This window comes from Synechococcus sp. CC9311 (assembly GCF_000014585.1).
Taxonomy (GTDB): domain Bacteria; phylum Cyanobacteriota; class Cyanobacteriia; order PCC-6307; family Cyanobiaceae; genus Synechococcus_C.
Map to the genome: position 1 here is coordinate 644,991 of NC_008319.1, position 21,804 is coordinate 666,794.

The window sequence follows — 21,804 nt, forward strand, 5'->3', positions numbered from 1 at the left end:
TTGAAGTTGAGAGAGATGAACAGTTGGAAGATTTAAGATTTAGAAATCAAAACTAATTTTGCTTCTGTCTTCCGAATCGCAATTTCTGTTGTACTACCTACTCGTACCTGATAAGGATCTCCAGCGGGGGCTTTACGCAGAACTTTGACTGTTTTACCTTTGCGTAAACCCATTGCGATTAGTCGATCCCTGAAGCCATCTCCTATTTGAGAACCATCGCTAACAATATCAACGACTGTTGCTGTGCCATCTGATACATCTAAATCGCTCAATGTAAATTCAGTAGTCATTTTGTGTTAGCAAAGAAATCAAGGTTGGGCATTAATGGCAGTGAAAATTGAATGAAGATCGGTAATATATTCGATACCAGCAAGTCAAACACTTGCTAATAGTAAACAAACGAGCAATTCAGGCAAGCAACAAATTACTACTGATGTTGAATCAAAGGCTACAAGTTGAAAGTCTTTAGAATTGGCATATATTTCTTTGTTATCAATTATTGCAATGTAATCAATCATTTGACAACTTTAGCTTCTGCTCAAAGGTGTACGCTATTGAAAAATAAAGGAATTTAATGTTTTTATTGGAATTCGAGATTATTGTTTTGATCGTTGTTCTTATTGTTGCGTATTCAAGGCGCTCAATCATTGCACGGTATCTTTCCAGGCAAAGATATGAAAAAGCCGCAAAAAAAGCGATTGTTGCCTTTAAGCAATTGGATCAAGCTGGAGGTCAGTTGGCAATATTTAATCATTTGGTTAAGCAGGGACATATCATCAAATCTAAAAGGCGTGTCGGCAAATTTTATATGATTCCCAATTTTATCGTTAATGGAGAAAAGCAAGATATTATGCTGCGAATGTCGGACAGTAGCGAGCCATTCTGGATGGCTCTATTCAATATTTACAATGCATCGATTCAAGATAACTATTTTACTTCTGAACTTTTAGTTCCAGATCTATGGAGCGATGAATTTGATCAGCTTTATATTCATTGGAATAATAATTTTCATGAGAATTTAGTCTTTTCGGAGCTTAATAGTGTTTGGACTGAAGAAATTGCTTAGTTGCTTTCAATCACATCATTAGAAGTGAATGGCTGAATTAAGTGGAGGAACTGTCTAGAAGCCAGACACAGAGTAAACCGATAAAGAAGGCCACATTCACGATACTTGAATCATTTTCTCCGCGAGAATGAGCTTCCTTCATGACTTCTTCCACGACCAAATAAATCAGAGCTGCGGTGCCGAAGGCCAGCATTCCGGTTAAGGCCGGGCCATGGAGATCATTGGTCAGGTATTTGCTTAATGTCAAACCTACTAGGTATGTCAGAGCCATCACTCCACCAGCCAATCTGCTGCGCCATCGTCCAGCTCCCCGTCCCAATAATGTCCCGAGACCTAAGGTTGCTAGCCCCATTTCGAGTCCGACAGCTACAGGAATTACCCATTTCTGTTGGGCTGCCTCGTTACTGATTCCAACTACTAAACCATCTATCAGGCTGTCTACTACAAAAGGGAATATCAGTAGGAGCATCGGTTGAGACTGATTGCCATTAGAGCTCGCTTTGGGACCATGCAGAAGAGTGTTGATCACCAACAGAAGAACGAATCCGAGGCAGAAGCCAATTGCGAGAGCGTATGGATGATCATTGCGGCTAGCAGCTGGCATTAGATCCGCTGCGGCGATACCGAGAACTAAACCACCAACTAAATGGGCGACAATTCCGCGCAGGAGTTTGCCTGGATTGAATCGGCTAGCGAGAATCCCACCGATCGCCATGCTGATGGCAGGAAGAATCAGAATCACGTCATTATCATGCAAACAATTAAGTTCATTTTGTTTTGATTGTTTTGTTTGGCGTGTTTAGATGAGATCAACCTTGCTCCATCTAAGTGTATTTGTTTATAAATTCAAATATCAAAGAAGAATAAAGCCTTGGAAGATGGCTGTCGTGAATTAAGTCTTTATCTATTGCTTTTTTGTACGCCGCAGCCCTTCGTCTGTAGTTGTCTTCTAAATCAACTGTTTTCTTCATGCAGTACTTAGTTGGTTGTCCATTGGAGGCAGCCTTGAAATTGTTTTCAAGATTCAAAGCAAGCCTCGCAGTTTCTGCGAGCCAGTCATTAAGCGCTGAAACATCCTGGGATTCAACAATTAATCTAAGTTCTTCCCATTCAATATTTTTACGTTTCTGAAATCTTTTTGTTAGCTTTTGAAGGTAACAAGCAATCACGTCTCATGATTTTCTGATTCTTTTAACTTTAATCGGGTTAGCAAGGGGACGCAAGTACATATGATTCGCAGCTCCTCTTCTGTAAGTTAATCAAAAGATTTATTAATTATCACAGTTATCGTCAACACTTTCCACTTGAAACGTACAATGATCAATGCCTAAACTATTCATTTTGCTGCTTGCCGTTGAAATTAAATTATGATCAGCTTCGCTTTGCGATAAAGATCGCACTATATGAGCTGTTAGGGCAACTCTTGATGTACTCAAGGGCCAAATATGTAAGTGGTGAATCGATTCAACCCCCTTTATGTTTTGGAGCGTAGATTTTACTTTGTTGATGTCAATATAATCAGGAATAGCATCCATTGTTTCTGCTAATGCTTTTCCTAAAAGTCCAATACCCATCCAGCCAATACTGCAACCTACGAGAAGTCCTGTGAGTGGATCTAACCAGTACCAACCTGTGGCTCCCACCAAAAGCGTGCTTAAAAGTACAGCCGCAGAAACTGCTGCATCACTGAGTAAATGAACTACAGCACCCTTCCTATTCAGATCATGATCATGATCTCCAAATAGTTTTGCTGATCCGAGATTCACAATTAGACCAGCAACTGCAGCCCAAGCAATTGGTCCGGTTACTAGAGGAACCGGATTGCTAAATCGTTGAAAGGACTCAACGCAAAGCACAGCAGAAGCCATCAAAATTAAAACGGCATTTGCTACCGCCGCTAATTGAGTCGAGCGTCCAAGTCCATAGCTAAAACGACTGGTTGGTGCTCGATGGCCAAGGGTCTCTGCTCCCCAGCCCATGATTAGTCCAATCACATCTCCGAAATTATGGATTGCATCACCGATGAGAGCAATTGAACCAAATGTGATGCCCACTACAATCTGAAGACCACTTAGGCCTGCATTCAGGGTTATTGACCAACGGAAGGCGTTACGGTGTGCCTGAGATGAATGACGGCTCACAAAGAATTGTTAAACCACTCATTTTAGTTCAGAATATAGTTTTGGTTGGAAGCCTGTGACATATGCTCTACCTATTTGTACATGAAGACTGAGGCTATTCTCATGCCCCCTTGGTACATATTTGACTTCCTCGTAATTGTTATTGTGTAGTGCCACCTCGTTCTGTTCGCTTGGACTGTCTACGTATCCAATTTTGTTGTTCCACAACTGAATTTCTCTCGATTTAAATTTCACTTTTGCTATGGATTGAATTTCTATTCTTTTCTTTGTTTAGGTTTTGAGGTGGTAGATGTTTTGATGTGTTCTTCGTTGTTTTGTTGGGTTCCCTTATCGTGTCGCCGCAGCTTTCCCTCTTCTTTTTGGTGTTCAGCATTTCAAAACTTTCTCTATGTAGCTGATCCACAATGAAAAACCCCGCACTTGGCGGGGTTAGGCAGTGTTGATCTGTTTATCAAGAAGCTACAACTTGAAGTGGCATGCTTTTAGTTTGTATAGCCCTTATTTCAGAACTTATGATTGAAGCTTTGCTGGTTTTGCTTCTTCTTCCCTGAGCTCTGCGTCAATGATCATCATTGCCGCACGCTCATTATTGGCGTACTTGACCCTTCCTAATAGATAGGCCGCCTCATGTTCAGAGATTCTCTGATCATCCACAACTGGATCAAGAAATACGGTTGTTCTCTGATCAGAGGCACGCTCAGCTATTGAATACAGCAGAAGAACAGAGGTTGTGACGTCTGCTTCCATGCGGAAGACATTGGCGATCACCTCTTCTGGGTCAGGCCATGTCTGACGAGGTGCTTCAATCGTGTCTAATTCAACTGTCTGACCACGGGAGATCAGGTAGTCAGCGAATTTTGCGGCATGTTCTTGCTCTTGCTTACCCTCATTGCGCAAGTATTCAGCAAAGCCAGTCAGTTCGCGCTCTGCAAACCAGATCGCTGCTGCGAAGTAGGCCGCTGAAGACTGCCTTTCCAGATTGAGATGGGCTTGTAGCTGTTCCACCATCTCTTGTGTCATCGTCTCTGCCATTGCACGACCAGAAGGGCCTGTTGCAATGGCGAGCCTGCCTTGAGCTGTTGCTGGTGTTTGAGTCATGATTATGTCCAAAAGGAGGACTTCTCTGTTCTATTGCACTTTTGCCAATTTGTAAGGGGTATTAACCGAACATTATCGAGTGATAATATGCTGTTGAGAATCACATTCAACTAGACCTTTCTTTCGATGCTTGTATCAAGTAATCCGAACAATTGCTGTTGATAATCTTTTTCAATTAGTGTTTGCCCGTGCTGTGGTTGGTCGATTAATTCTCTCTTCAGTGTTTAGCCCTGGTAGGCCCATTGCCTCGATGCTGTGATGAGCCTTGGCTTTAAGCATCGTCATAAACTTATATCGATTAGAGTCATCGGCCTGATCGTTGACAGCTCTTATTGCAGTGCCTGTTGTCTCCATCGTTGAGGTTAAACGCGTCCTGTTAAAGCCTTTGCGTATCTATCAATACGAAATTATGAAACAAATAATGCTTCTTGGGCGTTCTGTCTTGCCCTCCTCTATCCTGATGAAGTTGGGACTGTCTCCTAATTTCCTAAGCGTTGATTCAAATGAAAAGCTTCGATCAAGTGCCAGATGTTGTATTCCATACTCGTGTTCGTGATGAAAGCGTAGGTGGAACCAATCCTTTTGTTTGGAAAGATCGTAGCTCGGCAGAAATCTTCCACAACAAAAAAGTTGTTCTTTTTTCTCTCCCCGGAGCTTTTACTCCAACCTGTTCTTCTAATCATTTGCCACGATACGAAGAGCTTTATGATGAGTTCCGTTCCCAGGGCGTGGATCAGGTGATTTGCCTTTCTGTTAATGATGCTTTCGTCATGTTTCAATGGGGGAAGCATATTGGTGTAAAAAATATATTTTTACTGCCTGATGGCAATGGTGAATTTACTCGTAAAATGGGAATGCTGGTTAGCAAAGACAACCTTGGGTTTGGCATGCGTTCTTGGCGATATTCAATGCTGGTAGATAATGGGACTATCGAAAAGATTTTTATTGAACCTGGTTTCGCTGACTGCTGCCCTGATGATCCGTTTGAGGTCTCTGATGCCGATACGATGATTGCATATCTCAAGGGATCTACTTCGTCGGGAATTGCCAAGCCAAATGATTTTGTGGGATAAGTTTTATTCCTTAGTTATCGTTCGATAATCTTCTTTATGAAGCGATAATTTCTCTCCCTTGAGTTGTTTGCTTGCGTCTAGATATGTGTCAAGGCTGTGAAGATCTTTCATGGCCTTGAACCGTTCGAGTTTTCTCGGTTGATGCGTTTAATCTCGTTGATTGTTTGAAGGTTTTGAGACCATAATTTTTTGATTGTTTTTGTTGATTTGTTTGTCTCTTCGCTGTTTTCGCAATGCCTGGATCGTTGTTAATACTTCAATCTTGCGGTTCGTGGTAGTTCTTCTCGAATCTCACCCACTTCATTGAGTGTTGGATAAGGGCGTTCTTGTTCTCGGCACCACATCGCCACGTCCGGATAGGCCCACTCGAACAACACATTGTCGTAGTTCTCTGTTGGGATTCCCTCTCCATCGGAGGGGGCAAGTCCAGCTGCTTCTCGTTGACGCAGTGCCTCAAACAAAAGGGTGGCGGTGGCCACTGACACGTTGAGTGACTGCACCATGCCGCGCATCGGTATGAATACGTCTGTGTCCATCAGCTTGGTGGCGTTTTCGCTGAGTCCCCATTTTTCTGCTCCTAAAACAAAGGCGGTGGGACCTGTGAAGTCACAGTCGCGGTAATCGAGTGCATCCACGCTCAGATTGGTGCCATACAGGTGAAAACCTCTGTCTTTCAGTGTTTTAACGGCTTCCTCGATGTTGGGGTGGCTGTGCAAGGGCACCCAGCGTTGACTGCCTTGGGCTGTGCTGTTGTAGGTACGTGAGCGGCCACTGAGGCTCACGGCATGAGCTTCAAGGACGCCAACCGCATCGCAGCTGCGCAGGATGGCTGAGAGGTTGTGGGGTTTGTCCACGTGCTCGACCAGAACGGTGAGGTTGGCCATGCGTTGGTTCAATACCGCACGCAACCGCTCGAAACGACGGGGAAGGATGGGCATGGCGCATCGTTCTCTATCCCTGAGGGTATGGGATGCCGCTCTCGGTCACATCCAGACGCATCGTGCGCTGGGCTCAGTCATTGATTTCCCGTTGGTTTGCAGAACCATGGAATCGTTGCTTCTCACACCATGAAACGCGCCGGGTTTGCTGTTGCTTTGATGCTGCTGTCGGCTGCACCTTCTTTGGCTAGGCCAATCAATGTCTATGACGATCAATCTGTCTATGTGAATCAGCGTTATGGCGGTTCAGCTCGCGATCCTTGGATCGGTGCAAATCGTCGCGATGTCTATGTGAACAATCAAGACACCAATAGTTGCATTGAAGGCAGCGTGATCGGAGGTTTGTTGGGTGCTGGCATTGGCGCTGCATTGTCACGGGGCAACGGCCGCTGGGTGGGTGTTCCTGTTGGTGGTGCCGCTGGCGCTCTACTGGGTTGCCAGGTGGATGGGGGCTGATGTCTTCATCGACCTCCTGTTGAGCCAAAATTGGCTTCCAAAATTGCGGCTTGTAAGAGGGTTTGCATGGTGTGTAAATCCTCTTGCTGATAGGGCTCGCCGCCTGGCCAACGCTCGAGTTGGTAGCTCACTGCATCCAACAGAAGCCTGAGGTCTGCTGGACTTAGGGACAGATCGATTCGTAAATCACCATTGTCTTGGGTTGTCATAAGACCTGGAAAGTAAACCTGATCGTTGAGGTGAGTCGGCCGAGCTATCGAACTGGCTCGCAACGAGCGACCTAGTGGTGGGTTGCTGAGGATTAAAACATTTGATGCACACCACCACTGAAAGGAGTTTCGATGAGCGGGTTTGGCATGCCGTCAGCTTGATTCCTCATGGTCATTTGGCCACCTATGGCCAGGTGGCTGACTGGATCGGGGCTTGGGGCTGTGCGCGTCAGGTGGGGTGGGCTCTGCGCCGGCTGAGCTTGCCTTCTGAAGTGCCATGGCAGCGCGTTGTGAATGCCAAAGGACGGATTTCGATGAATCTCAGTCGCGAGGGGTCCGATTGGATGCAGCGGCAGCTTTTGATCGCAGAGGGAATCCCTGTGGATGGAGAAGGTCGGCTCCCTTTGAAGCGATTTCTCTGGAAGCCGGACCTCGAGGCGCTAACTCTAGAGATCAACCAATTCGCCATTGCACGTGAGTGAGCCCAAAGTCAACGGCGCAAAAATTGGTTTACCGGCCCGTCGTTTGGCCTTGGAGGTGCTTGAGGCCGTTGCTGCGGGTGCCTATGCCGATGTGGCTCTAGAGCGGGCCCTTCGTCAAAATCCGCTGTCTCCAGCGGATCGTGGCTTGGCCACCGAGCTTGCCTATGGATGTATTCGCTGGCGTCAATGGCTCGATGGTTGGCTGGATCGTCTTGGCAAAGTTCCAGCTCATAAACAACCGCCCCGGTTGCGTTGGCTCTTGCATCTCGGCCTCTACCAAGTCCTGCGCATGCAGCGCATCCCTGCTTCAGCTGCGGTGGACACCACGGTGGAGCTTGCTAAGCGTCAGCGGCTCTCCAAGCTGTCGCCCGTGGTGAATGGGGTGCTTCGCTCGGCCCTTCGCGCCAAGGAGGCCGGCGAGACCCTGCCCGTGCCTGACCAATCCGCCGAACGTCTGGCGTTGTGTCATTCCCTGCCTGTTTGGTTTGCTGAAAGCTTGTTGAGCTGGTCTGGTCCTGACAAGGCCGAGCGTGTGGCTGTCGCCTGCAATCAAGTGCCCCCCTTGGATCTGCGGGTGAATCGCTTGTGCAGCTCGCCTGATTTAGTGGCGGCTGAATTGGCTGCGGCGGGGGTACCTACGAAACCGATCGATGCTTGCCCTGATGGGTTGCAGGTGCTTGCGCCTGCAGGAGATTTGCGACGTTGGCCTGGTTTTGAACAGGGGCATTGGAGCGTGCAGGATCGATCTGCCCAGGGGGTTGCTCCGCTGTTAGCGCCTCGGCCTGGAGATCGGATTCTTGATGCTTGCGCCGCTCCTGGCGGGAAGGCAACCCATCTGGCGGAGCTGATGGGGGATGGGGGTGAGATCTGGGCGGTGGATCGCTCAGCGGGTCGCTTAAAGCGAGTGGCTGCCAACGCGGCACGCTTGGGATGTGGTTCGATCCATGCGCTGGCAGCGGATGCGACCAACCTCCTTGAGCAACAGCCCGAATGGCGTGGTTTCTTTCAACGCATCCTGCTGGATGTTCCCTGCTCGGGACTTGGGACCTTGTCCAGACATCCAGATGCCCGTTGGCGCGTCACGCCTGCCACGGTGGAGGAGCTGTTGCCGTTGCAAGCGCAATTGCTGGCGGCGATGCTGCCGCTGCTCGCTCCTGGTGGGCGATTGGTGTACGCAACGTGCACGATTCACCCTGCCGAGAATCTGGCACAGGTCAACAAGCTGCTTCAGGATCATGCTGACTTTCAGCTGGAGTCCGAGCAGCAGCGCTGGCCAGATCCCGAGGGAGGTGATGGGTTTTACACCGCAGTGATCACTGCACCGGTAAGGGCCTGAAGAATTCATCCACCGGGGGACCGCCAGATGGGCTCACGTAGCGCGGTGTGGGTGCGGCTGAGTTGTTATTCGCTGGATCATCGGTGTCACCAAACAGATCACGATCCGGAAGGGGGCCATCACCAGGGTTTGGTTTGTTGGGGTTGCTCGCTTTCTTTTTCCCAGGTCGTGGAAGAACCGGTCGTACAGTTTTGGGCTTGGCAGGAAACTTCTGTGCCGGGAATTCAGACTTGATTTGATTCATGAATTGCTTCCAGGCCCACGCGGATTCGCCACTGTTGCTTTTGGTCTCGGCATTGTTGTCGTGACCAAACCAAACGGCAGTGGTGAGTTGGGGAATAGAGCCGATGAACCAGATATCTCTTCCTCCCTCTGATGTTCCAGTTTTTCCGGCCACCGGGCGATCATCCAGCTTGGCTGCAATTCCAGTGCCACCGCTCACCACCCGCTGCAGCATCCAATTCATGGTGTCGGCAACATCACTATCCATGGCACGCTTGCCGCGGTCGCCATCCACTCTGCGGTTCCAAAGCACCTCTCCACCAGGACCAAGGATCTCTTCAAAGGCGGTTGGTTTCACGTACACACCGCGGTTGGTCACAGCGGAATAGGCGGCTGTCATATCCAGAACGGTTTGTTCATAGGCACCGATGGCCATCGGGTAATACCGGCCGAGAGGACGTTGGTTGCCAATCCCGAGATTGTTGGCCATCGCAATGATGGGGTCAAAGCCCACCTTGTCTTGCAATTGCACTGCAACCGTGTTGAGCGAATTCTTTAAGGCATCGGCGAGAGAAATGTTGCCAAAATATTTTTTACCAAAGTTTTTGGGGCAGTAACCGTTCCAGCAGCGCGGTTTGTCTAAGAAAATATCTTCTGGTTTAACGCCCGCATTAATCGCTGCGCTATAGGGAAACAGTTTGAAGGTGGAACCTGGCGATCTCAGTGCCTGTGTGGCGCGGTTGAACTGGCTGGAGTAAAAGTTTTTCCCTCCCACCATCACGCGCACTAATCCGGTGCCGGGCGCAATCGAAACGATGACGCCCTCTGTGCCATTCGGTGCGATTTCACGCACCACCTTCTGGGCTTTGCGTTGCCAGTCGAGATTCAGGCTGGTGCGAATCTTGAGGCCTCCCACCTCCAGTTGTTCCGGGGTGAGCAAGGTAGGCAGCTGTTGGGCCACCCACGTTGTGAAATAGGGAGCCGTGCTGTTGTAGTACTTCGGTATGGCAGGTTTCAGTGCCAGGGGGCTGTTGCGAGCTTCTTCGGCTTCCCCCGAGGTGATGAACCCTTCCTGCTCCATCCTGCTGAGCACGATGCTGCGCCTTTGCAGGGCAATCTCGGGGTTGACCAGTGGGGAATAGAGCGAGGGAGCTGGTGGCATCCCAGCGATGAGAGCTGCTTCTGGGAGGGTTAGCTCCTCAGGTTGCTTGGAGAAATACACCCAAGCCGCATCGGAGACGCCATAGGCGCTGGATCCGAGATACACAAAATTTAGATATTGCTCGAGGATCTGCTCCTTGCTCAATTGCCGCTCGAGCTTGTAGGCCAGCGCCGCTTCTTTGAGTTTGCGCGTGACTGTCCGGTCCTGGCTCAAGAACACCGTACGGGCGAGTTGTTGGGTGATCGTGCTCGCACCTTCGCGAACAGAGCCCTGCTTCAAATTTGTGACGACAGCCCGTCCGATTCCCCAGATATCAACACCGTCGTGATCAAAGAAGCGGCGGTCTTCAGCTGCGATGAAGGATTGCATCACGAGCTGGGGCATTTGCCCTGGTTTGATTTTCTCCCGGGTCGCTGGCCCGAGTTTTTGGATCACCTTGCCGTTGGTCGAAAGGAGCGTGATCGTTCCAGGCCGATTGAAAAAATTGATCCCTCTTGCATCCGGCAATGTGGAATCAATTGCTCGCGTGATTGTGGCCTGCCCTAGCGCAGCAGCACTACCAATCGCAACGGCGACGCCTGCGATCAGGATCCAGTGACGACGGGTGCGATTCACATTGCCTGCGTCAGGGGACTGTGGCCAATCGCCAAAGCTGTTACCAGCATTCCCAGCACAAGAAAGGGCTGGGCACTGGCTTGATATTTCACGTCAAATTCAACTGGATCGCGAAGCAGCCAGATGTCTTGAAAAGTGATCTGAGGCACGATCAACAACACCAGCAGAACCGCTGCAAAATGCTGCCCGATTGCGATCAGAACCGCAACCATCAGGAGTTGGAAGAGGTCGATCATCCCAGCGCTGATCCAGCTTGCGGGCCCAATCCCAAATGCAACAGGGAGTGACTGAAGGCCTAGAGCGCGATCACCTTCCACACTTTTGAAGTCGTTTACTACCGCAATCCCCAAGCCAGCGAGGCTGTAGGCAAGCGTGAGCAGCGCCGTCGCCCAGGTGAGTTGGCCGAAGAGGGCCTGACCCGCCCACCAGGGCAGGGCGATGTAACTAGCCCCGAGAGCGTAATTGCCCAACCAGCCGTTCTGTTTCAGCTTGAGGGGAGGAGCTGAATAGATGAAGCTCACAAAAGAGCCGCCAAGGGCGAGCAGAAACAACACGGGAGTGCTGTGCCCAGCCCACACGTCCAAACCCCAAGACACCGCTAAACCAGCGATCAGCAGGCCCCAGATCTGAACTTTGACTTGGCCGAGACTGATCTGCCCCGAAGGGATCGGCCGGTACGGCTCATTGATCGCATCGATCTCACGGTCGTAATAGTCGTTAATGGTTTGGGTGTAGCCGGCGAGAAGAGGGCCACTCATCACCATGCAAACCAGCGCTGCGGCCACGTGCTCAAGACGCCATTCGTAATTGCCGCTGGCAGCGGCACCACAAACAACCCCCCAGATCAAGGGAATCCAGGTGACTGGCTTCATCAGCTGCAAGCGCAGCTTCCAAATGTTGGAGGTGCCACTGGCACCTTTCATTCCGAGCAGCTGACGGGCGTCACTCACTTGGTCAATCCTCAGCCTGGAGCGATTTCGTCTTCGAAGAACCAGCTGGTTGAGCCATCACTGAGCTGAACGATCACGCCAATTCCTTTTCCGTCGACAGTGCGGAAATCAACCACGGTGCCAGTGGAGTCTTTTTTGAGTAATTCCACAAGTGCAGCTGGAATGCGATCGCGGACTCGGGTGACCCGGACCTTTGAGCCGATGTCGATCGTGACTGACGTCTGCTTTGACATGGCCTGCGAGGCTTGAGAAGTGGCCGCAACCCTAACAGCCTCTTTTCAACTGACATGGTCGCTCTTCGTTTGATTCCCTGCCTCGACGTGGCCAAGGGCCGGGTGGTGAAAGGTGTCAATTTTGTGGGCCTGCGTGATGCAGGCGATCCCGTGGAATTGGCCTGTCGTTACAGCGAGGCCGGAGCCGATGAATTGGTGTTTCTTGATATTGCGGCCAGTCATGAGGGACGCGCCACGTTGGTTGACCTCGTGCGTCGTACGGCTGCGAGTGTGACGATCCCGTTCACGGTGGGAGGCGGAATCGCGTCAGTGGAGGGCATCACTGAACTTCTACGTGCTGGTGCCGACAAGGTGAGTCTCAATTCCTCGGCGGTGCGTCGCCCTGAGCTGGTCTCTGAAGGGGCTGAGCGGTTTGGATGTCAGTGCATTGTTGTGGCGATTGATGCGCGGCGTCGGCCTGGTGGTGGCTGGGATGTCTATGTGAAAGGAGGCCGTGAAAACACAGGATTGGATGCGGTGGACTGGGCGCGTCGGGTTGCGGCCCTTGGCGCGGGAGAGATTTTGCTCACGTCGATGGATGGCGATGGAACCCAAGCGGGGTACGACCTGGCGCTCACGAGAGCGGTGGCGCAGGCTGTAGCGGTTCCAGTGATTGCCTCGGGTGGGGCCGGGTGCATGGATCACATCGCTGCAGCCCTCGATTCCGGGCCGGAGGGTGGCCAGGCCTCGGCCGCTTTGCTGGCTTCACTCCTCCATGACGGAGTGCTCAGCGTTGAGCAAATCAAGCTGGATTTGCAAGGACGCGGTTTGCTGATCAGGCCCTTAGAGCCTGAGAGCGAGTCTTAAATTAGAGGCATTGAGAAGGTGATTTTTGACAGGTGGTCTGCCATTTATGACGCGTCAGCAGGCCTTGCCTGTGGGGATTCTCTTGGTCGTGGTGGTGATTGCTTTGCTGGTGTGGGCACTGCAATTGATGCAGTCGGCTATCGACCAACAAGAATTTTCGTTGATGCTTGCGGGCTGCTTGGTGTGTTCAGCTGCCGTTGGTTTGGCCACGGTGATGGTGATGACTTTGAACGGATTGCTTCTTTGAGCTGCTCGTGAAACCTCGTGATCCTGCTGCGGTGGAGGCGTTGTTCAACGCAGTAGCTCCTCGTTATGACCGGCTGAATGACCTGCTGAGTTTGGGGCTGCACAGACAGTGGAAACGTCAACTTCTGTCTTGGCTGAGTCCGCAACCTGATGAGCGTTGGTTGGATCTGTGTTGTGGAACAGGTGATCTCGCTCTTGCCCTGGCAAGAAAGTTGAGACCGGACGGTTCGGTTTTGGGGCTTGATGCCGCAGAGGCACCCCTGACCTTGGCTGCTGAACGAGCAGGCCGCGAGCCTTGGCTCCGGGTGCAATGGATGCAAGCGGATGCCCTTGAAACCGGGTTGCCGGATCAAGACTTCGATGGGGTTGTGATGGCCTATGGCTTACGCAACCTGGCAGACCCGTTCTTGGGTTTTCAGGAGATGGCAAGGGTGCTGAAGCCCGGCGGGCGCGCGGCGGTTTTGGATTTCAACCGGTTGCCAGAAGGCAGTGCAGCGGCAGCTTTTCAGCGGATCTACCTGCGTCGGGTCGTGGTTCCTATCGCCGCTGGCATGGGGCTTGCCGACCAGTACGCCTATCTGGAAACGAGCGTGAATCAGTTCCTAACCGGAGCGGAGCAGGAGAGTCAGGCAGTTGCTGCTGGGTTTACATCGGCACAGCATCGACGTTTGGTCGGCGGACAGATGGGTGTGCTGCTTTTAATTCGTTAAGGAAGTTTGAGGCCTGTTGAGATTTTCGCGACAGAGCTTGATTTGGGATTAGGAAGAAAACATTAAGAAACGGAGCTGTCCGTTTGGCCTTCCCGATCCCCTCGTTACTGGCTTCGATTGAAGATCTTTTAGTGGAGGTGGCCTGGCTAGACGGGATGATCCTGGTAACCGAGTCCCAAGAGGCCACCTTTCTTCCCGTGGCACAGGTGAATCCTGTGCTGGCCAGGCTGCGATCGAAGCCGAGAGGTGCGGAGGTCGCGGAGAAGCTCAGCCTGTCGTTGCTGAAATCCCAGGGAAAACGGGCGAGCAAGCCTGTACTGGTCGTTCAGGGAGACGGATGCTTTTGGTTGGGGATCATTAGACCAAGCATGTCCCGTTCTCGCTCGCGTCATCAGTACGCCATCGCACATCTTGATCGCTGCTTCGCAAAGGGTTAAGTCCAGACGTGTGGGTTGTTCCTCTTGATGGGACGACTTGCTCGAGCAAAATTGGATCGGTGTCGCAATCTTTGGTTTTGATCTGGTCTAAATCGATTGAATTGAGATCTTTGTTGTTTGCTTAAATCGTTGATTCTTATTCCTTGGCTGATGCCTGCTAGATTTTTATTGCTTGCTCGTTATTGATTGAAAGGGCCCTCCACGCTGGCTTTATTCGTGGCCGTTGTCGGTAGCGGCTTGGTTGGCATGTTGATTTATGCGGGTCTCTTTTACTCCAACGCAAGGCGCACAGTTCCTGCTTCAAGTGAGATTGATGGTTCCATTTTTCAGTCCAGGGAGGAGGCTGAAACTGCGGCGAATGAATGGATTTCCCGCGGCGGAGTTTATGTCGTGGAAACGCTTACAACGGTGCGGCGTACGGTGCCAGTGACGGCGATCGAAAAAAAGAAACTAAAATCTCAGATTGATCAATCTATGAGGCGAAAAATAGAGGCTGATTACAATCGTTGCCTTCAAAAGGCTGAAACTAACCTGGCTAAGGAGTTGTGTTCGTTTGGCCCGCATGAAGCAACTGTTGGCGACGCTGTCAAGATTCCTCAGAAAAAGACTATTCAGGATCGGAAAGTGAACAAAGTTGAATATCAGCGTCGAGAATGCATTGATGATCAAGAGCTGCGGTCTTTTGAATGCATTGAATTGGATGTTGCGCGTGATGAAATCGTCAGTCGTTCAGAAGAAGGCAAAGAGACGCCTGTTAAGGTCTTTCAGCAGTTTCGCTACTAACTGATGGCCAGTTAGTTATTCAGGCTCTTGAAGAGCTGATTGTTTGTTGTAGAGGTCTCTGGCCCTGAAGGACCTTTATGGATGAGGGCAGGGGCATGCGAAATGGTGAGCTGGTGATGTTGAAGAGACGGCAACTGTTGCGCCGTGGGAAGGCAGAGCCATCAACCTCAGTGGGGCCTCAATCAGGAGCCAATAAAAATGAGAGGGATCTCAACCCCTCTCAGCGCGTCTTGCTTTCGCTCTGTCATTTTGGCTTTTCAGTCAGCGGAGGTATGACGAAATAGTGAGCAAGTCGCTACTAAATCAGTCTGTGGCGAGAGCGTGCTTCCATGCATCGGCTTGTTGTCCGGGTGGTGTGCTGATCAATTGCTTCTTTGTTTAGGTTAGAAGCCTGTGCCCTACAAAGATCTTTAGCTCCCCCGGTCTGCGCTCCAAGGCTTGCGATCGTACGGAATGCAGTGAGCAATACCAACCATGCCCTCTAACCCCCTGATCGATATGCACTTCCAGGACATCAGTAGAAGACCGATGGTATCAACGATAAGTAAGTAGGTTCATACGCATACGAGTGCTTATCTAATGAAAACTGGCGTGTCGTTAGTGAGTGGGATGCACAAGGAGGCGTTAAGCAACTACCAACTTGACTTTGACGAGAATTTGGAGAAAGAATTCAACATCGCTGTGCTTGATTCCTTAACCTCTGTTAAAGCAGGACTAGACATTGGTTTTATACCAATCAATTGAGAGTAGCGACAAATATCTCCTGCTAAGCTGAATCTCATATTAACAATCCAAGGCTATTGCAAGAAATCATGAGAAGACTGCTTGCAACATCAATTGGATCATTGGCTCTGCTGAGCATCAGTATCCCTGCTCGTGCTGAAGCTAACCTTGATGATTTTAGTTTTTGGTATGGCTTTGTCTCTGGATCAGGGGCGTCAATATGCTCATTGCTGCAAGAAGGCATCGTATCTAAGTCAACAGCTGAGAAGTTTGCCGAGGGCTTTATGAGGGGAGCTAAAGATGATGCACCAAGATTAGCGGTAGAGCAAGCAATCAAAATTGTTCAAAAACGATTTAAAGGATGCCCTTTCAAAGAATAAAAATAATCGAATACAGATGTCGCTGCGCGTTGTTAATAATCTGAAAAGCAAGTAGCATTTGTTACGTACGCGTTGCAATGGTTTGACTGCGATGATGCACGTAATTAGCATGCGATTTTAAGGGTGCAAAATGATTAAAATGATCGCGTTGTTAGTAGTAAGTAGCCTGATGGGTTCCAGTGCTGTACTTGCGGATAATGGAGTTCCGCCTGAAGTTCTTAGTAGCATTCAGCAGGAATGCAACGCTTCATTTGCTCAGAATACTTACCGTGATATGTCAGCTGAGAACTGCATCGGCTTAGCGGTTGAGAAATACAAGAGAGCTAACCCTTCAAAGTGATTTGCCAACTTCATAAGTTGAGTATCATTATGTTTTTTTGAATATTATCGAGGAGATGTAGTATCTATTTGTCTTCGTTCGGAATGTGGCTCCATCAGGACTGACCCAATAACGGCAATTGCAGGCTAAAGATGCTGCCTTCGCCGACTGTTGAGCAAACACTAACCGTGCCTCCCATCGCTTCCATCAGCATCTTCACGATTGAAAGCCCAAGTCCCGTGCTGCTTTCGCCGCTAGGCAAGACAACACCCTTGGCGCGGGTGAAGCGTTCAAAAATGTTGTCGAGTTGATCTGTGGGTATCCCCTGGCCACGATCGCTCACACTGACCGTGACCTTGGAATCATCCGAACTAACCTGTAGATCAATCGGTGATCCCTTCCCCGAATATTTCACGGCGTTACCAATCAGGTTGCCGATGCACTGCACAAGTCTGTCTGGATCACCGACCACCTCCAGATACGGAAGTTCTCTGAGGTTGTCGGTGATTGGATTGTCGTAGGCGGCGTTAGCCAATTTAAGAACTTGCTCCAAACTGGGGATCAGCTCAAAGATTTCGCGACGGATCGAGAGCTGCTGGTTATCCGCTCGGCTTAGGTCGAGAAGGTCGCTCAGCATGCGGTTCAACCGTAGAACCTCCTTATCAGCAATCCCCAAAGCTTTTTTTTGTTGATCTTCAAGCTGGTCTTCTCCACGATTCAGCACCGATTGGATGAAGCCGGAGATCACCGTCAGCGGGGTGCGGAATTCATGGCTAATCGTTGAAGCGAACTGTTTCTGATTTGAGGAGGAGAGGCGTAGACGTTCCACCATCTCGTTGAACTCCTTAATGATCGGGAGCAGCTCTAGTGGAGCTTTATCTGTCGGAATCGTTGCGCCTTTGAGGTTACTCAGTTCTATCGTTGAGAGGTCTTGTTTGATTGCGCGTAGCGGGCGCTGGGCACTCAGGATCAGCACCGCACCTGTTAATAGGATCAAGATCAGTTCAGATCCCAGCTTCATCATGCGCTGGGATTTCAATAGTGGCATTCCGTACACAGGTCGGATGTAAACGAAATTGCCGGTTTCTGGCCCTCCAGGTAGTTTCACCTCCTGTACGGCTACAGATTCATTCGAGCTGGTGTCGATCACAGTGAATCCATCATCAGCTTGCATAGCCCGCTCAGCAAATTGTCTGAGCTTTTTTTCATCAAATAATGTGCGACTTGAGCGGCTGGTTGCCATGCCAGTGTCACCAACGATCAATGCCACCTTGCCGTTGCTGAGATTTAGGTTTCTAAGAAAGCTTTCATAGTCGCTGATGGAGCAGCACACTTTTTTCTGCGCAGGTGTGAGTTGATTAAGTTCCTCAGTGATCTCATCCAGAATCAAGAGGCCCTGCCGTTGCATCGTGCCTCGCAGAACATCATCGATTAGGTGCTGGCGCAGGCTGTGATTAATCGCAAGGCTGATCAAGGACTGACCTAGCACCACTGCCAGTGTGATCCAAAGAAGGCGGCGGCCTAATGACCAGTGAGAACTTGGTGAACCGATCAAATCTCTGAACATCTTAGAATCCTTTAAAGGGGCTGGCGGTTACCTCTTCCTTGATCTCCATGAATATTTGAGATGCTTTGACAACCCCATTGCATAAGTGATCACTTGTAATGAAAGGCTTCTCATCTTTGAAGAGTGGTTGATGAATCAAATAATTCACATTAGGGTTTTTACAATTTCACAATATTGATGCCTGGAACTACTTCAACGGTGCTTCTGGCCGACGATGAGGTCAATATCGTGACATTGCTTGAGATGGAGCTCCAGGCTGAAGGTTTCACTGTGGTGACTGCCACTGATGGAATCTCTGCCCTGAAGAAACTACGCGAACCCGACACTCCTGTTGATTTGGCCCTCCTCGACTGGAACATGGCTGGAATAACCGGGCTGGACATCTGCCGTCGTCTGCGGGAAACCGACGTTTCATTACCTGTGATCATCATGACCTCCAGAGATGAAATAGATGATCGTATTGCCGCGCTGGAGACTGGCGCCGATGACTTCATCTCCAAGCCTTTTAACGTACGCGAGGTTTTGGCCAGGGTAAAAGCTCTGATTCGCCGAGCCACTTTTTGCAAGAGCACATTCTCTAATGAATTCAGTTCCGATTTGCTTGAAATAGGCAAATTAGCTTTGAATAGGGCCGAACGCACATGCACCATTAATGGCACTGCACTGATACTCACAGTACGAGAGTTCGATCTTCTCGATTGCTTCATGCGCCACCCTCGGCAGGCGCTCTCTAGAGGGCAGTTGATTCAGCATGTCTGGGGTGACGACTACTTCGGAGACGAAAATGTAGTGGATGTATTTGTGCGATATCTGCGCAAGAAGCTTGAGGCAGGCGGCTCGGAACGGGTGATACAAACTGTGAGAGGAGTGGGCTTCGCACTTCGCATGAACGACCAATAACGCTTCATTCTTGATTGGAACTCATGCTTCCAAACTACTCTTTAAAAGGCGGTGCAACCCGCGCCCAGAAAGCCCACAACTTCTTCCAGATCGCTGATGTGGATTCAGGCGTGATCCGCTGGGTCAACGCTGATCTGGTGACGCCCATCCTGCCGAAAGCTCCGGAGCAATAAAAACCCCGCTCATGGCGGGGAATGTTTGGTGTGTAGATAAGGGAGCAAGAAACTTAGGTGACAAGATTGAAGTTCCATGTTCCTCCCCATGGAAGGCCTATGTAAGAATTAGAATCCATAATTGACCTACTAACATCTAATTGCGTGGCATCTTGAATCAACATTGTGTCGCCTGCCATGAGGTCAATGCCTGTCGCAGTCGTAAGGAATACATCAGAACCGATTTCGAAAATAAGCAGTTGACTTATATCCTTCACGAAGATTTTGTCCCCATCTTCGATTCTGAAGTCTGTAATTGTATCTCGCCCATTTGACATGACAAAGACGTCCGCGCCAACACCGCCAGTCAATGTGTCATTGCCATCGCCGCCGTTCAACACATCCATACCTGCACCGCCAGCCAATGTGTCATTGCCCCAGCCGCCGAGCAACTTATCATTACCGTCGCCGCCATCAAGGATGTCATTTCCAACCTGGCCAATCAAATAATCTTGTCCAGATCCGCCATAAAGCCTGTCATTGTCTACGCCGCCGTACAAATAATCTGCTCCGGATCCACCCCAAAGCGTGTCATCTCCATCCGACCCCTCAAGATAGTCATTGCCATCATCGCCAAATAGCTTGTCATTGCCCGTATAGCCATTAAGCCGGTCGTTTCCTGAGCCTCCCGAAAGACGATCATCTTGTACTGAACCATATTTCTTGTCATCACCGTCAGTGCCTGTCCAAACCCATCCGGCTAGAAAAGACTGGACAAACTGTTCCCAACTGTTAGGGGGTCGAAATTCAGACATTGTTTTTCTCCTTTGACTTTGAATGTGTGAATTAAAAGTTTGGACTGGTTGTTCGCACATCAGTCTTTTCGACTTACTTTGTGCTTCTTGGAAATATTTAGTAGTGGGTCATCAGCCGTTTCCTTGATTTCGATATTTCAAAGATGACTGCGCTCTTGGTGATTCCCTGGTGATCTCCTGGTGGAGACAGGGTGGAGATCTGGTGATTTTCTGGTGAAACCTGAAAACCATTGCAACCACTGAGCTTTATTCCGCCTCAGGACCTCTTTATGCAGCATCTGAGGGATCGTCCCAGCTCGTCAGCGCTCTCAACGATCTCGAGGCTCATACCCAGCTGCCAACCAATCAGCCTGTCCCTCTCCTCTTCAACCAATAAGGGCACCATGCAGTCGGACTCGACTTCACCAGCCACATCCCTTCCAAGCTTTTCAATGCCAAGGGCTAGCCAAGCCTTGTAGCCATCCGCGTCATTAGCCCTCAGCGCCATCAGTAGCTCTTGCAGTAGAGCAAGCGTCATCTGAGGGTCGAGGGGCATTGGTTATGGGTAACTGCATAAAGCATTCACCGCTGCAATAAAAACCCCGCTCGTGGCGGGGCTGGTTTTTGTTCTGCGGAGATGTGAGCAAACAACTCAGAAAAGGACATCGGAGGATGCCTCGGATGCCTCCACCCAATCAAGGAATAGATTTCCAGCGTCCTCCTGATTAAAACTTTCAGAACCTCCAATAGAAACCCCTAATGACTCTTGCATAGGCTCTATTACTGTTACACTAACACCATTCATATCCAAAGGATTGATTATCAAGCTAACTTGATCAGATTCCAATGGATGAAAAGACGTATTTACATCAGTCAGTACGTCGTATCCATCTTTGGCCACCTCAGGCGATGAGAGAAAATATAGATCTTGAAAGTGATTTTGAGCAAGGAAGTCGTAGTCTGCAGCAAGCCCCGTCAGACTAGAGGCAGGATTACGCTCATCATCTACACCTGTACTTGCAAATATTTGTCGGACATTGTAAGCAGCATCCAGCATGAGACCTGCTATTTCCCTGTAATCATCAGCAGGAACTGTGCTTAAAGCTGCCTGGTATATCCGATACTGATCATAAATTTCATCTTTCATTTTAAATGAATCAACGCTTCGAGCAAGTGACACTATCTCGAGTCTGAAATTACTCTGTATTTGGGCTGAATCAGGAATTAAATCAATCTGACTAGGATTAACCCATCCATTGTTTTCGCTCGAGTAAGTCGAATTGAATGAATTGCTATCGCTTGAATCGGTGGATTTAAGAACGCTATCAAAGGATTTTGAAGGTCCTAGGTTGCCTGCGTCAAGATCACCAAGGTACTGACCGCCGTTGGGATAGCTGCCTGGGTCTCTCACAACGGCATCGGTGATCATGAGCGCAGCATGCTCTGGTGAGATTCCGCCATAACGATCTTGTATCAAGGCATAAGTTGCTTTCCAGCTGGCTTGGTGATCGTTACCCATGTTCCTCATTAAGCAATAAATTTCTGCGCCATTTATTCCTAAATTTGAATCACTGGGATCTTGTTTTGCTTGAGGTTTATAAGTCTCTGGTTCTGGCTGATCTGACGTTTCTGCCTCAAATTCTCCTCCTATTAAATCATTTGGGGCGACATCAATAGGAGTGCCTCCTCCTCCAGTCAATTCATTTGGGTCTTGATTAATTACAGTGCCCTCTCCTCCTGTTAATTCATCTATTTTCGGCTCAAAATTGGTCAGCGGGTCGCCAACAAACTCGAGGACTGGTTCCTTGATAGTGACCAAAGCCTGTGTTGTAGTCGTCATGGTTCTAAAGAGCGAAGAATGAGGAAGGGTGGCTCCCCCGACAACTTGAAGATGACTGCGCTCTTGGTGATTCCCTGGTGATCTCCTGGTGGAGACAGGGTGGAGATCTGGTGATTTTCTGGTGAA

General features: G+C 49.6%; 28 protein-coding genes. 14 read left to right on the top strand and 14 right to left on the bottom strand.

Annotation, left to right across the window (positions count from 1 at the left end):
* Window positions 1–32: 32 nt before the first annotated feature.
* A complete protein-coding gene (locus SYNC_RS03280; protein ID WP_011618627.1) occupies window positions 33–290 on the bottom strand; it encodes a FeoA family protein in 258 nt (85 codons plus the stop codon).
* Window positions 291–604: 314 nt separating this feature from the next.
* Here SYNC_RS03280 and SYNC_RS03285 point away from each other — a divergent pair, with 314 nt between their 5' ends.
* Window positions 605–1,066, top strand: a complete 462-nt coding sequence (locus SYNC_RS03285) for a hypothetical protein (protein ID WP_148201824.1) — start codon at window positions 605–607, stop codon at window positions 1,064–1,066.
* Between the two features lie 37 nt (window positions 1,067–1,103).
* On the opposite strand, the gene SYNC_RS03290 is transcribed toward SYNC_RS03285, so the two are convergent.
* From SYNC_RS03290 to SYNC_RS03305, 4 genes are all read right to left on the bottom strand, one after another.
* On the bottom strand, window positions 1,104–1,808 hold the full coding sequence (locus tag SYNC_RS03290) for a membrane protein (protein ID WP_041426895.1): 705 nt from the start codon (window positions 1,806–1,808) through the stop codon (window positions 1,104–1,106).
* Window positions 1,809–1,890: 82 nt separating this feature from the next.
* Window positions 1,891–2,235, bottom strand: coding sequence for a hypothetical protein (locus tag SYNC_RS03295; RefSeq protein ID WP_011618630.1), 345 nt, complete (start codon window positions 2,233–2,235; stop codon window positions 1,891–1,893).
* 102 nt (window positions 2,236–2,337) lie between these two features.
* Complete coding sequence (locus SYNC_RS03300) at window positions 2,338–3,207, bottom strand: cation diffusion facilitator family transporter (RefSeq protein ID WP_011618631.1); 870 nt, start codon at window positions 3,205–3,207, stop codon at window positions 2,338–2,340.
* A gap of 510 nt (window positions 3,208–3,717) precedes the next feature.
* A complete protein-coding gene (locus SYNC_RS03305; RefSeq protein WP_011618632.1) occupies window positions 3,718–4,305 on the bottom strand; it encodes a ferritin in 588 nt (195 codons plus the stop codon).
* A gap of 503 nt (window positions 4,306–4,808) precedes the next feature.
* Between SYNC_RS03305 and SYNC_RS03315 the strand changes: the two genes are divergently transcribed.
* Window positions 4,809–5,378 carry a peroxiredoxin gene (locus tag SYNC_RS03315; RefSeq protein ID WP_041426371.1) on the top strand — a complete coding sequence of 190 codons (570 nt, stop codon included), beginning with the start codon at window positions 4,809–4,811 and terminating at the stop codon, window positions 5,376–5,378.
* A 248-nt stretch (window positions 5,379–5,626) separates the two neighbouring features.
* Here the strand turns inward: SYNC_RS03315 and trmH are convergent, their stop codons facing one another.
* The gene (gene trmH, locus SYNC_RS03320) at window positions 5,627–6,316 is read right to left on the bottom strand and encodes a tRNA (guanosine(18)-2'-O)-methyltransferase TrmH (protein ID WP_011618635.1); all 690 of its coding nucleotides are present in this window, start codon (window positions 6,314–6,316) and stop codon (window positions 5,627–5,629) included.
* Between trmH and SYNC_RS15120 the strand changes: the two genes are divergently transcribed.
* Together SYNC_RS15120 and SYNC_RS03325 are read left to right on the top strand one after the other, a co-directional pair.
* Window positions 6,315–6,449, top strand: a complete 135-nt coding sequence (locus SYNC_RS15120; protein ID WP_255321993.1) for a hypothetical protein — start codon at window positions 6,315–6,317, stop codon at window positions 6,447–6,449. The two genes, trmH and SYNC_RS15120, sit on opposite strands and share 2 nt — an antisense overlap.
* Window positions 6,446–6,772 (top strand): glycine zipper 2TM domain-containing protein, encoded by a 327-nt coding sequence (locus SYNC_RS03325; RefSeq protein ID WP_041426896.1) that lies wholly within the window; start codon window positions 6,446–6,448, stop codon window positions 6,770–6,772. The genes SYNC_RS15120 and SYNC_RS03325 overlap by 4 nt, the downstream gene beginning before the upstream one ends.
* A gap of 5 nt (window positions 6,773–6,777) precedes the next feature.
* Here the strand turns inward: SYNC_RS03325 and SYNC_RS03330 are convergent, their stop codons facing one another.
* Window positions 6,778–6,981, bottom strand: coding sequence for a hypothetical protein (locus SYNC_RS03330; protein ID WP_041426372.1), 204 nt, complete (start codon window positions 6,979–6,981; stop codon window positions 6,778–6,780).
* Window positions 6,982–7,085: 104 nt separating this feature from the next.
* Here SYNC_RS03330 and SYNC_RS03335 point away from each other — a divergent pair, with 104 nt between their 5' ends.
* On the top strand, window positions 7,086–7,463 hold the full coding sequence (locus tag SYNC_RS03335) for an MGMT family protein (RefSeq protein ID WP_011618638.1): 378 nt from the start codon (window positions 7,086–7,088) through the stop codon (window positions 7,461–7,463).
* Window positions 7,456–8,799, top strand: a complete 1,344-nt coding sequence (locus SYNC_RS03340; protein WP_041426373.1) for a 16S rRNA (cytosine(967)-C(5))-methyltransferase — start codon at window positions 7,456–7,458, stop codon at window positions 8,797–8,799. Before SYNC_RS03335 ends, SYNC_RS03340 begins: the two co-directional genes overlap by 8 nt.
* Here SYNC_RS03340 and SYNC_RS03345 read toward each other — a convergent pair.
* From SYNC_RS03345 to SYNC_RS03355, 3 genes are read right to left on the bottom strand one after another with little or no spacing between them, the layout of a single operon-like run.
* Window positions 8,777–10,798 carry a transglycosylase domain-containing protein gene (locus tag SYNC_RS03345; RefSeq protein ID WP_011618640.1) on the bottom strand — a complete coding sequence of 674 codons (2,022 nt, stop codon included), beginning with the start codon at window positions 10,796–10,798 and terminating at the stop codon, window positions 8,777–8,779. The two genes, SYNC_RS03340 and SYNC_RS03345, sit on opposite strands and share 23 nt — an antisense overlap.
* Window positions 10,795–11,748 (bottom strand): chlorophyll synthase ChlG, encoded by a 954-nt coding sequence (gene chlG, locus SYNC_RS03350; RefSeq protein WP_041426374.1) that lies wholly within the window; start codon window positions 11,746–11,748, stop codon window positions 10,795–10,797. Before chlG ends, SYNC_RS03345 begins: the two co-directional genes overlap by 4 nt.
* 11 nt (window positions 11,749–11,759) lie before the next feature.
* Window positions 11,760–11,981 carry a DUF2862 domain-containing protein gene (locus SYNC_RS03355; protein WP_011618642.1) on the bottom strand — a complete coding sequence of 74 codons (222 nt, stop codon included), beginning with the start codon at window positions 11,979–11,981 and terminating at the stop codon, window positions 11,760–11,762.
* 54 nt (window positions 11,982–12,035) lie between these two features.
* Here SYNC_RS03355 and hisF point away from each other — a divergent pair, with 54 nt between their 5' ends.
* The 6 genes from hisF (at window position 12,036) to SYNC_RS03390 (ending at window position 16,106) form a co-directional block, all read left to right on the top strand.
* A complete protein-coding gene (gene hisF, locus SYNC_RS03360) occupies window positions 12,036–12,827 on the top strand; it encodes an imidazole glycerol phosphate synthase subunit HisF (RefSeq protein WP_011618643.1) in 792 nt (263 codons plus the stop codon).
* A gap of 46 nt (window positions 12,828–12,873) precedes the next feature.
* Window positions 12,874–13,074: a hypothetical protein gene (locus SYNC_RS03365; protein ID WP_041426375.1), complete on the top strand. Its 201-nt coding sequence runs from the start codon at window positions 12,874–12,876 to the stop codon at window positions 13,072–13,074.
* A gap of 7 nt (window positions 13,075–13,081) precedes the next feature.
* Window positions 13,082–13,783: a bifunctional demethylmenaquinone methyltransferase/2-methoxy-6-polyprenyl-1,4-benzoquinol methylase UbiE gene (gene ubiE / locus SYNC_RS03370; protein ID WP_011618645.1), complete on the top strand. Its 702-nt coding sequence runs from the start codon at window positions 13,082–13,084 to the stop codon at window positions 13,781–13,783.
* Window positions 13,784–13,866: 83 nt separating this feature from the next.
* The gene (locus SYNC_RS03375) at window positions 13,867–14,220 is read left to right on the top strand and encodes a hypothetical protein (protein ID WP_011618646.1); all 354 of its coding nucleotides are present in this window, start codon (window positions 13,867–13,869) and stop codon (window positions 14,218–14,220) included.
* Window positions 14,221–14,436: 216 nt separating this feature from the next.
* Entirely contained in the window at window positions 14,437–15,003 is a 567-nt protein-coding gene (locus tag SYNC_RS03380) for a hypothetical protein (protein WP_237699267.1), read from the top strand.
* Between the two features lie 812 nt (window positions 15,004–15,815).
* Window positions 15,816–16,106 carry a hypothetical protein gene (locus tag SYNC_RS03390; protein ID WP_148201825.1) on the top strand — a complete coding sequence of 97 codons (291 nt, stop codon included), beginning with the start codon at window positions 15,816–15,818 and terminating at the stop codon, window positions 16,104–16,106.
* 434 nt (window positions 16,107–16,540) lie between these two features.
* Here SYNC_RS03390 and SYNC_RS03400 read toward each other — a convergent pair whose 3' ends face one another.
* Entirely contained in the window at window positions 16,541–17,992 is a 1,452-nt protein-coding gene (locus tag SYNC_RS03400) for a sensor histidine kinase KdpD (RefSeq protein ID WP_011618651.1), read from the bottom strand.
* A 198-nt stretch (window positions 17,993–18,190) separates the two neighbouring features.
* Here SYNC_RS03400 and SYNC_RS03405 point away from each other — a divergent pair, with 198 nt between their 5' ends.
* Window positions 18,191–18,892: a response regulator transcription factor gene (locus tag SYNC_RS03405; RefSeq protein WP_237699268.1), complete on the top strand. Its 702-nt coding sequence runs from the start codon at window positions 18,191–18,193 to the stop codon at window positions 18,890–18,892.
* 23 nt (window positions 18,893–18,915) lie between these two features.
* A complete protein-coding gene (locus SYNC_RS14145) occupies window positions 18,916–19,065 on the top strand; it encodes a DUF3104 domain-containing protein (protein WP_148201826.1) in 150 nt (49 codons plus the stop codon).
* Window positions 19,066–19,118: 53 nt separating this feature from the next.
* Here the strand turns inward: SYNC_RS14145 and SYNC_RS15225 are convergent, their stop codons facing one another.
* From SYNC_RS15225 to SYNC_RS14885, 3 genes are all read right to left on the bottom strand, one after another.
* Window positions 19,119–19,919, bottom strand: a complete 801-nt coding sequence (locus SYNC_RS15225; RefSeq protein ID WP_083756063.1) for a calcium-binding protein — start codon at window positions 19,917–19,919, stop codon at window positions 19,119–19,121.
* A 196-nt stretch (window positions 19,920–20,115) separates the two neighbouring features.
* Entirely contained in the window at window positions 20,116–20,394 is a 279-nt protein-coding gene (locus SYNC_RS03415) for a hypothetical protein (protein WP_011618655.1), read from the bottom strand.
* A gap of 96 nt (window positions 20,395–20,490) precedes the next feature.
* Entirely contained in the window at window positions 20,491–21,678 is a 1,188-nt protein-coding gene (locus SYNC_RS14885; RefSeq protein ID WP_049750317.1) for a DUF6554 family protein, read from the bottom strand.
* Between the last annotated feature and the right edge of the window lie 126 nt (window positions 21,679–21,804).

Excerpts from the sequence above, each read along its gene's own strand:
- SYNC_RS03400 (WP_011618651.1), bottom strand. The coding sequence starts at position 17,992 with ATGTTCAGAGATTTGATCGGTTCACCAAGTTCTCACTGGTCATTAGGC.
- SYNC_RS15120 (WP_255321993.1), top strand. The coding sequence starts at position 6,315 with ATGGCGCATCGTTCTCTATCCCTGAGGGTATGGGATGCCGCTCTCGGT.
- SYNC_RS03315 (WP_041426371.1), top strand. The coding sequence starts at position 4,809 with ATGAAAAGCTTCGATCAAGTGCCAGATGTTGTATTCCATACTCGTGTT.
- SYNC_RS14145 (WP_148201826.1), top strand. The coding sequence starts at position 18,916 with ATGCTTCCAAACTACTCTTTAAAAGGCGGTGCAACCCGCGCCCAGAAA.
- SYNC_RS14885 (WP_049750317.1), bottom strand. The coding sequence starts at position 21,678 with ATGACGACTACAACACAGGCTTTGGTCACTATCAAGGAACCAGTCCTC.
- hisF (WP_011618643.1), top strand. The coding sequence starts at position 12,036 with ATGGTCGCTCTTCGTTTGATTCCCTGCCTCGACGTGGCCAAGGGCCGG.
- SYNC_RS03305 (WP_011618632.1), bottom strand. The coding sequence starts at position 4,305 with ATGACTCAAACACCAGCAACAGCTCAAGGCAGGCTCGCCATTGCAACA.
- SYNC_RS03325 (WP_041426896.1), top strand. The coding sequence starts at position 6,446 with ATGAAACGCGCCGGGTTTGCTGTTGCTTTGATGCTGCTGTCGGCTGCA.
- SYNC_RS03390 (WP_148201825.1), top strand. The coding sequence starts at position 15,816 with ATGAGAAGACTGCTTGCAACATCAATTGGATCATTGGCTCTGCTGAGC.
- SYNC_RS03330 (WP_041426372.1), bottom strand. The coding sequence starts at position 6,981 with ATGACAACCCAAGACAATGGTGATTTACGAATCGATCTGTCCCTAAGT.
- SYNC_RS03280 (WP_011618627.1), bottom strand. The coding sequence starts at position 290 with ATGACTACTGAATTTACATTGAGCGATTTAGATGTATCAGATGGCACA.
- SYNC_RS03415 (WP_011618655.1), bottom strand. The coding sequence starts at position 20,394 with ATGCCCCTCGACCCTCAGATGACGCTTGCTCTACTGCAAGAGCTACTG.
- trmH (WP_011618635.1), bottom strand. The coding sequence starts at position 6,316 with ATGCCCATCCTTCCCCGTCGTTTCGAGCGGTTGCGTGCGGTATTGAAC.
- SYNC_RS03335 (WP_011618638.1), top strand. The coding sequence starts at position 7,086 with ATGCACACCACCACTGAAAGGAGTTTCGATGAGCGGGTTTGGCATGCC.
- SYNC_RS03365 (WP_041426375.1), top strand. The coding sequence starts at position 12,874 with ATGACGCGTCAGCAGGCCTTGCCTGTGGGGATTCTCTTGGTCGTGGTG.
- SYNC_RS03355 (WP_011618642.1), bottom strand. The coding sequence starts at position 11,981 with ATGTCAAAGCAGACGTCAGTCACGATCGACATCGGCTCAAAGGTCCGG.
- SYNC_RS15225 (WP_083756063.1), bottom strand. The coding sequence starts at position 19,919 with ATGTGCGAACAACCAGTCCAAACTTTTAATTCACACATTCAAAGTCAA.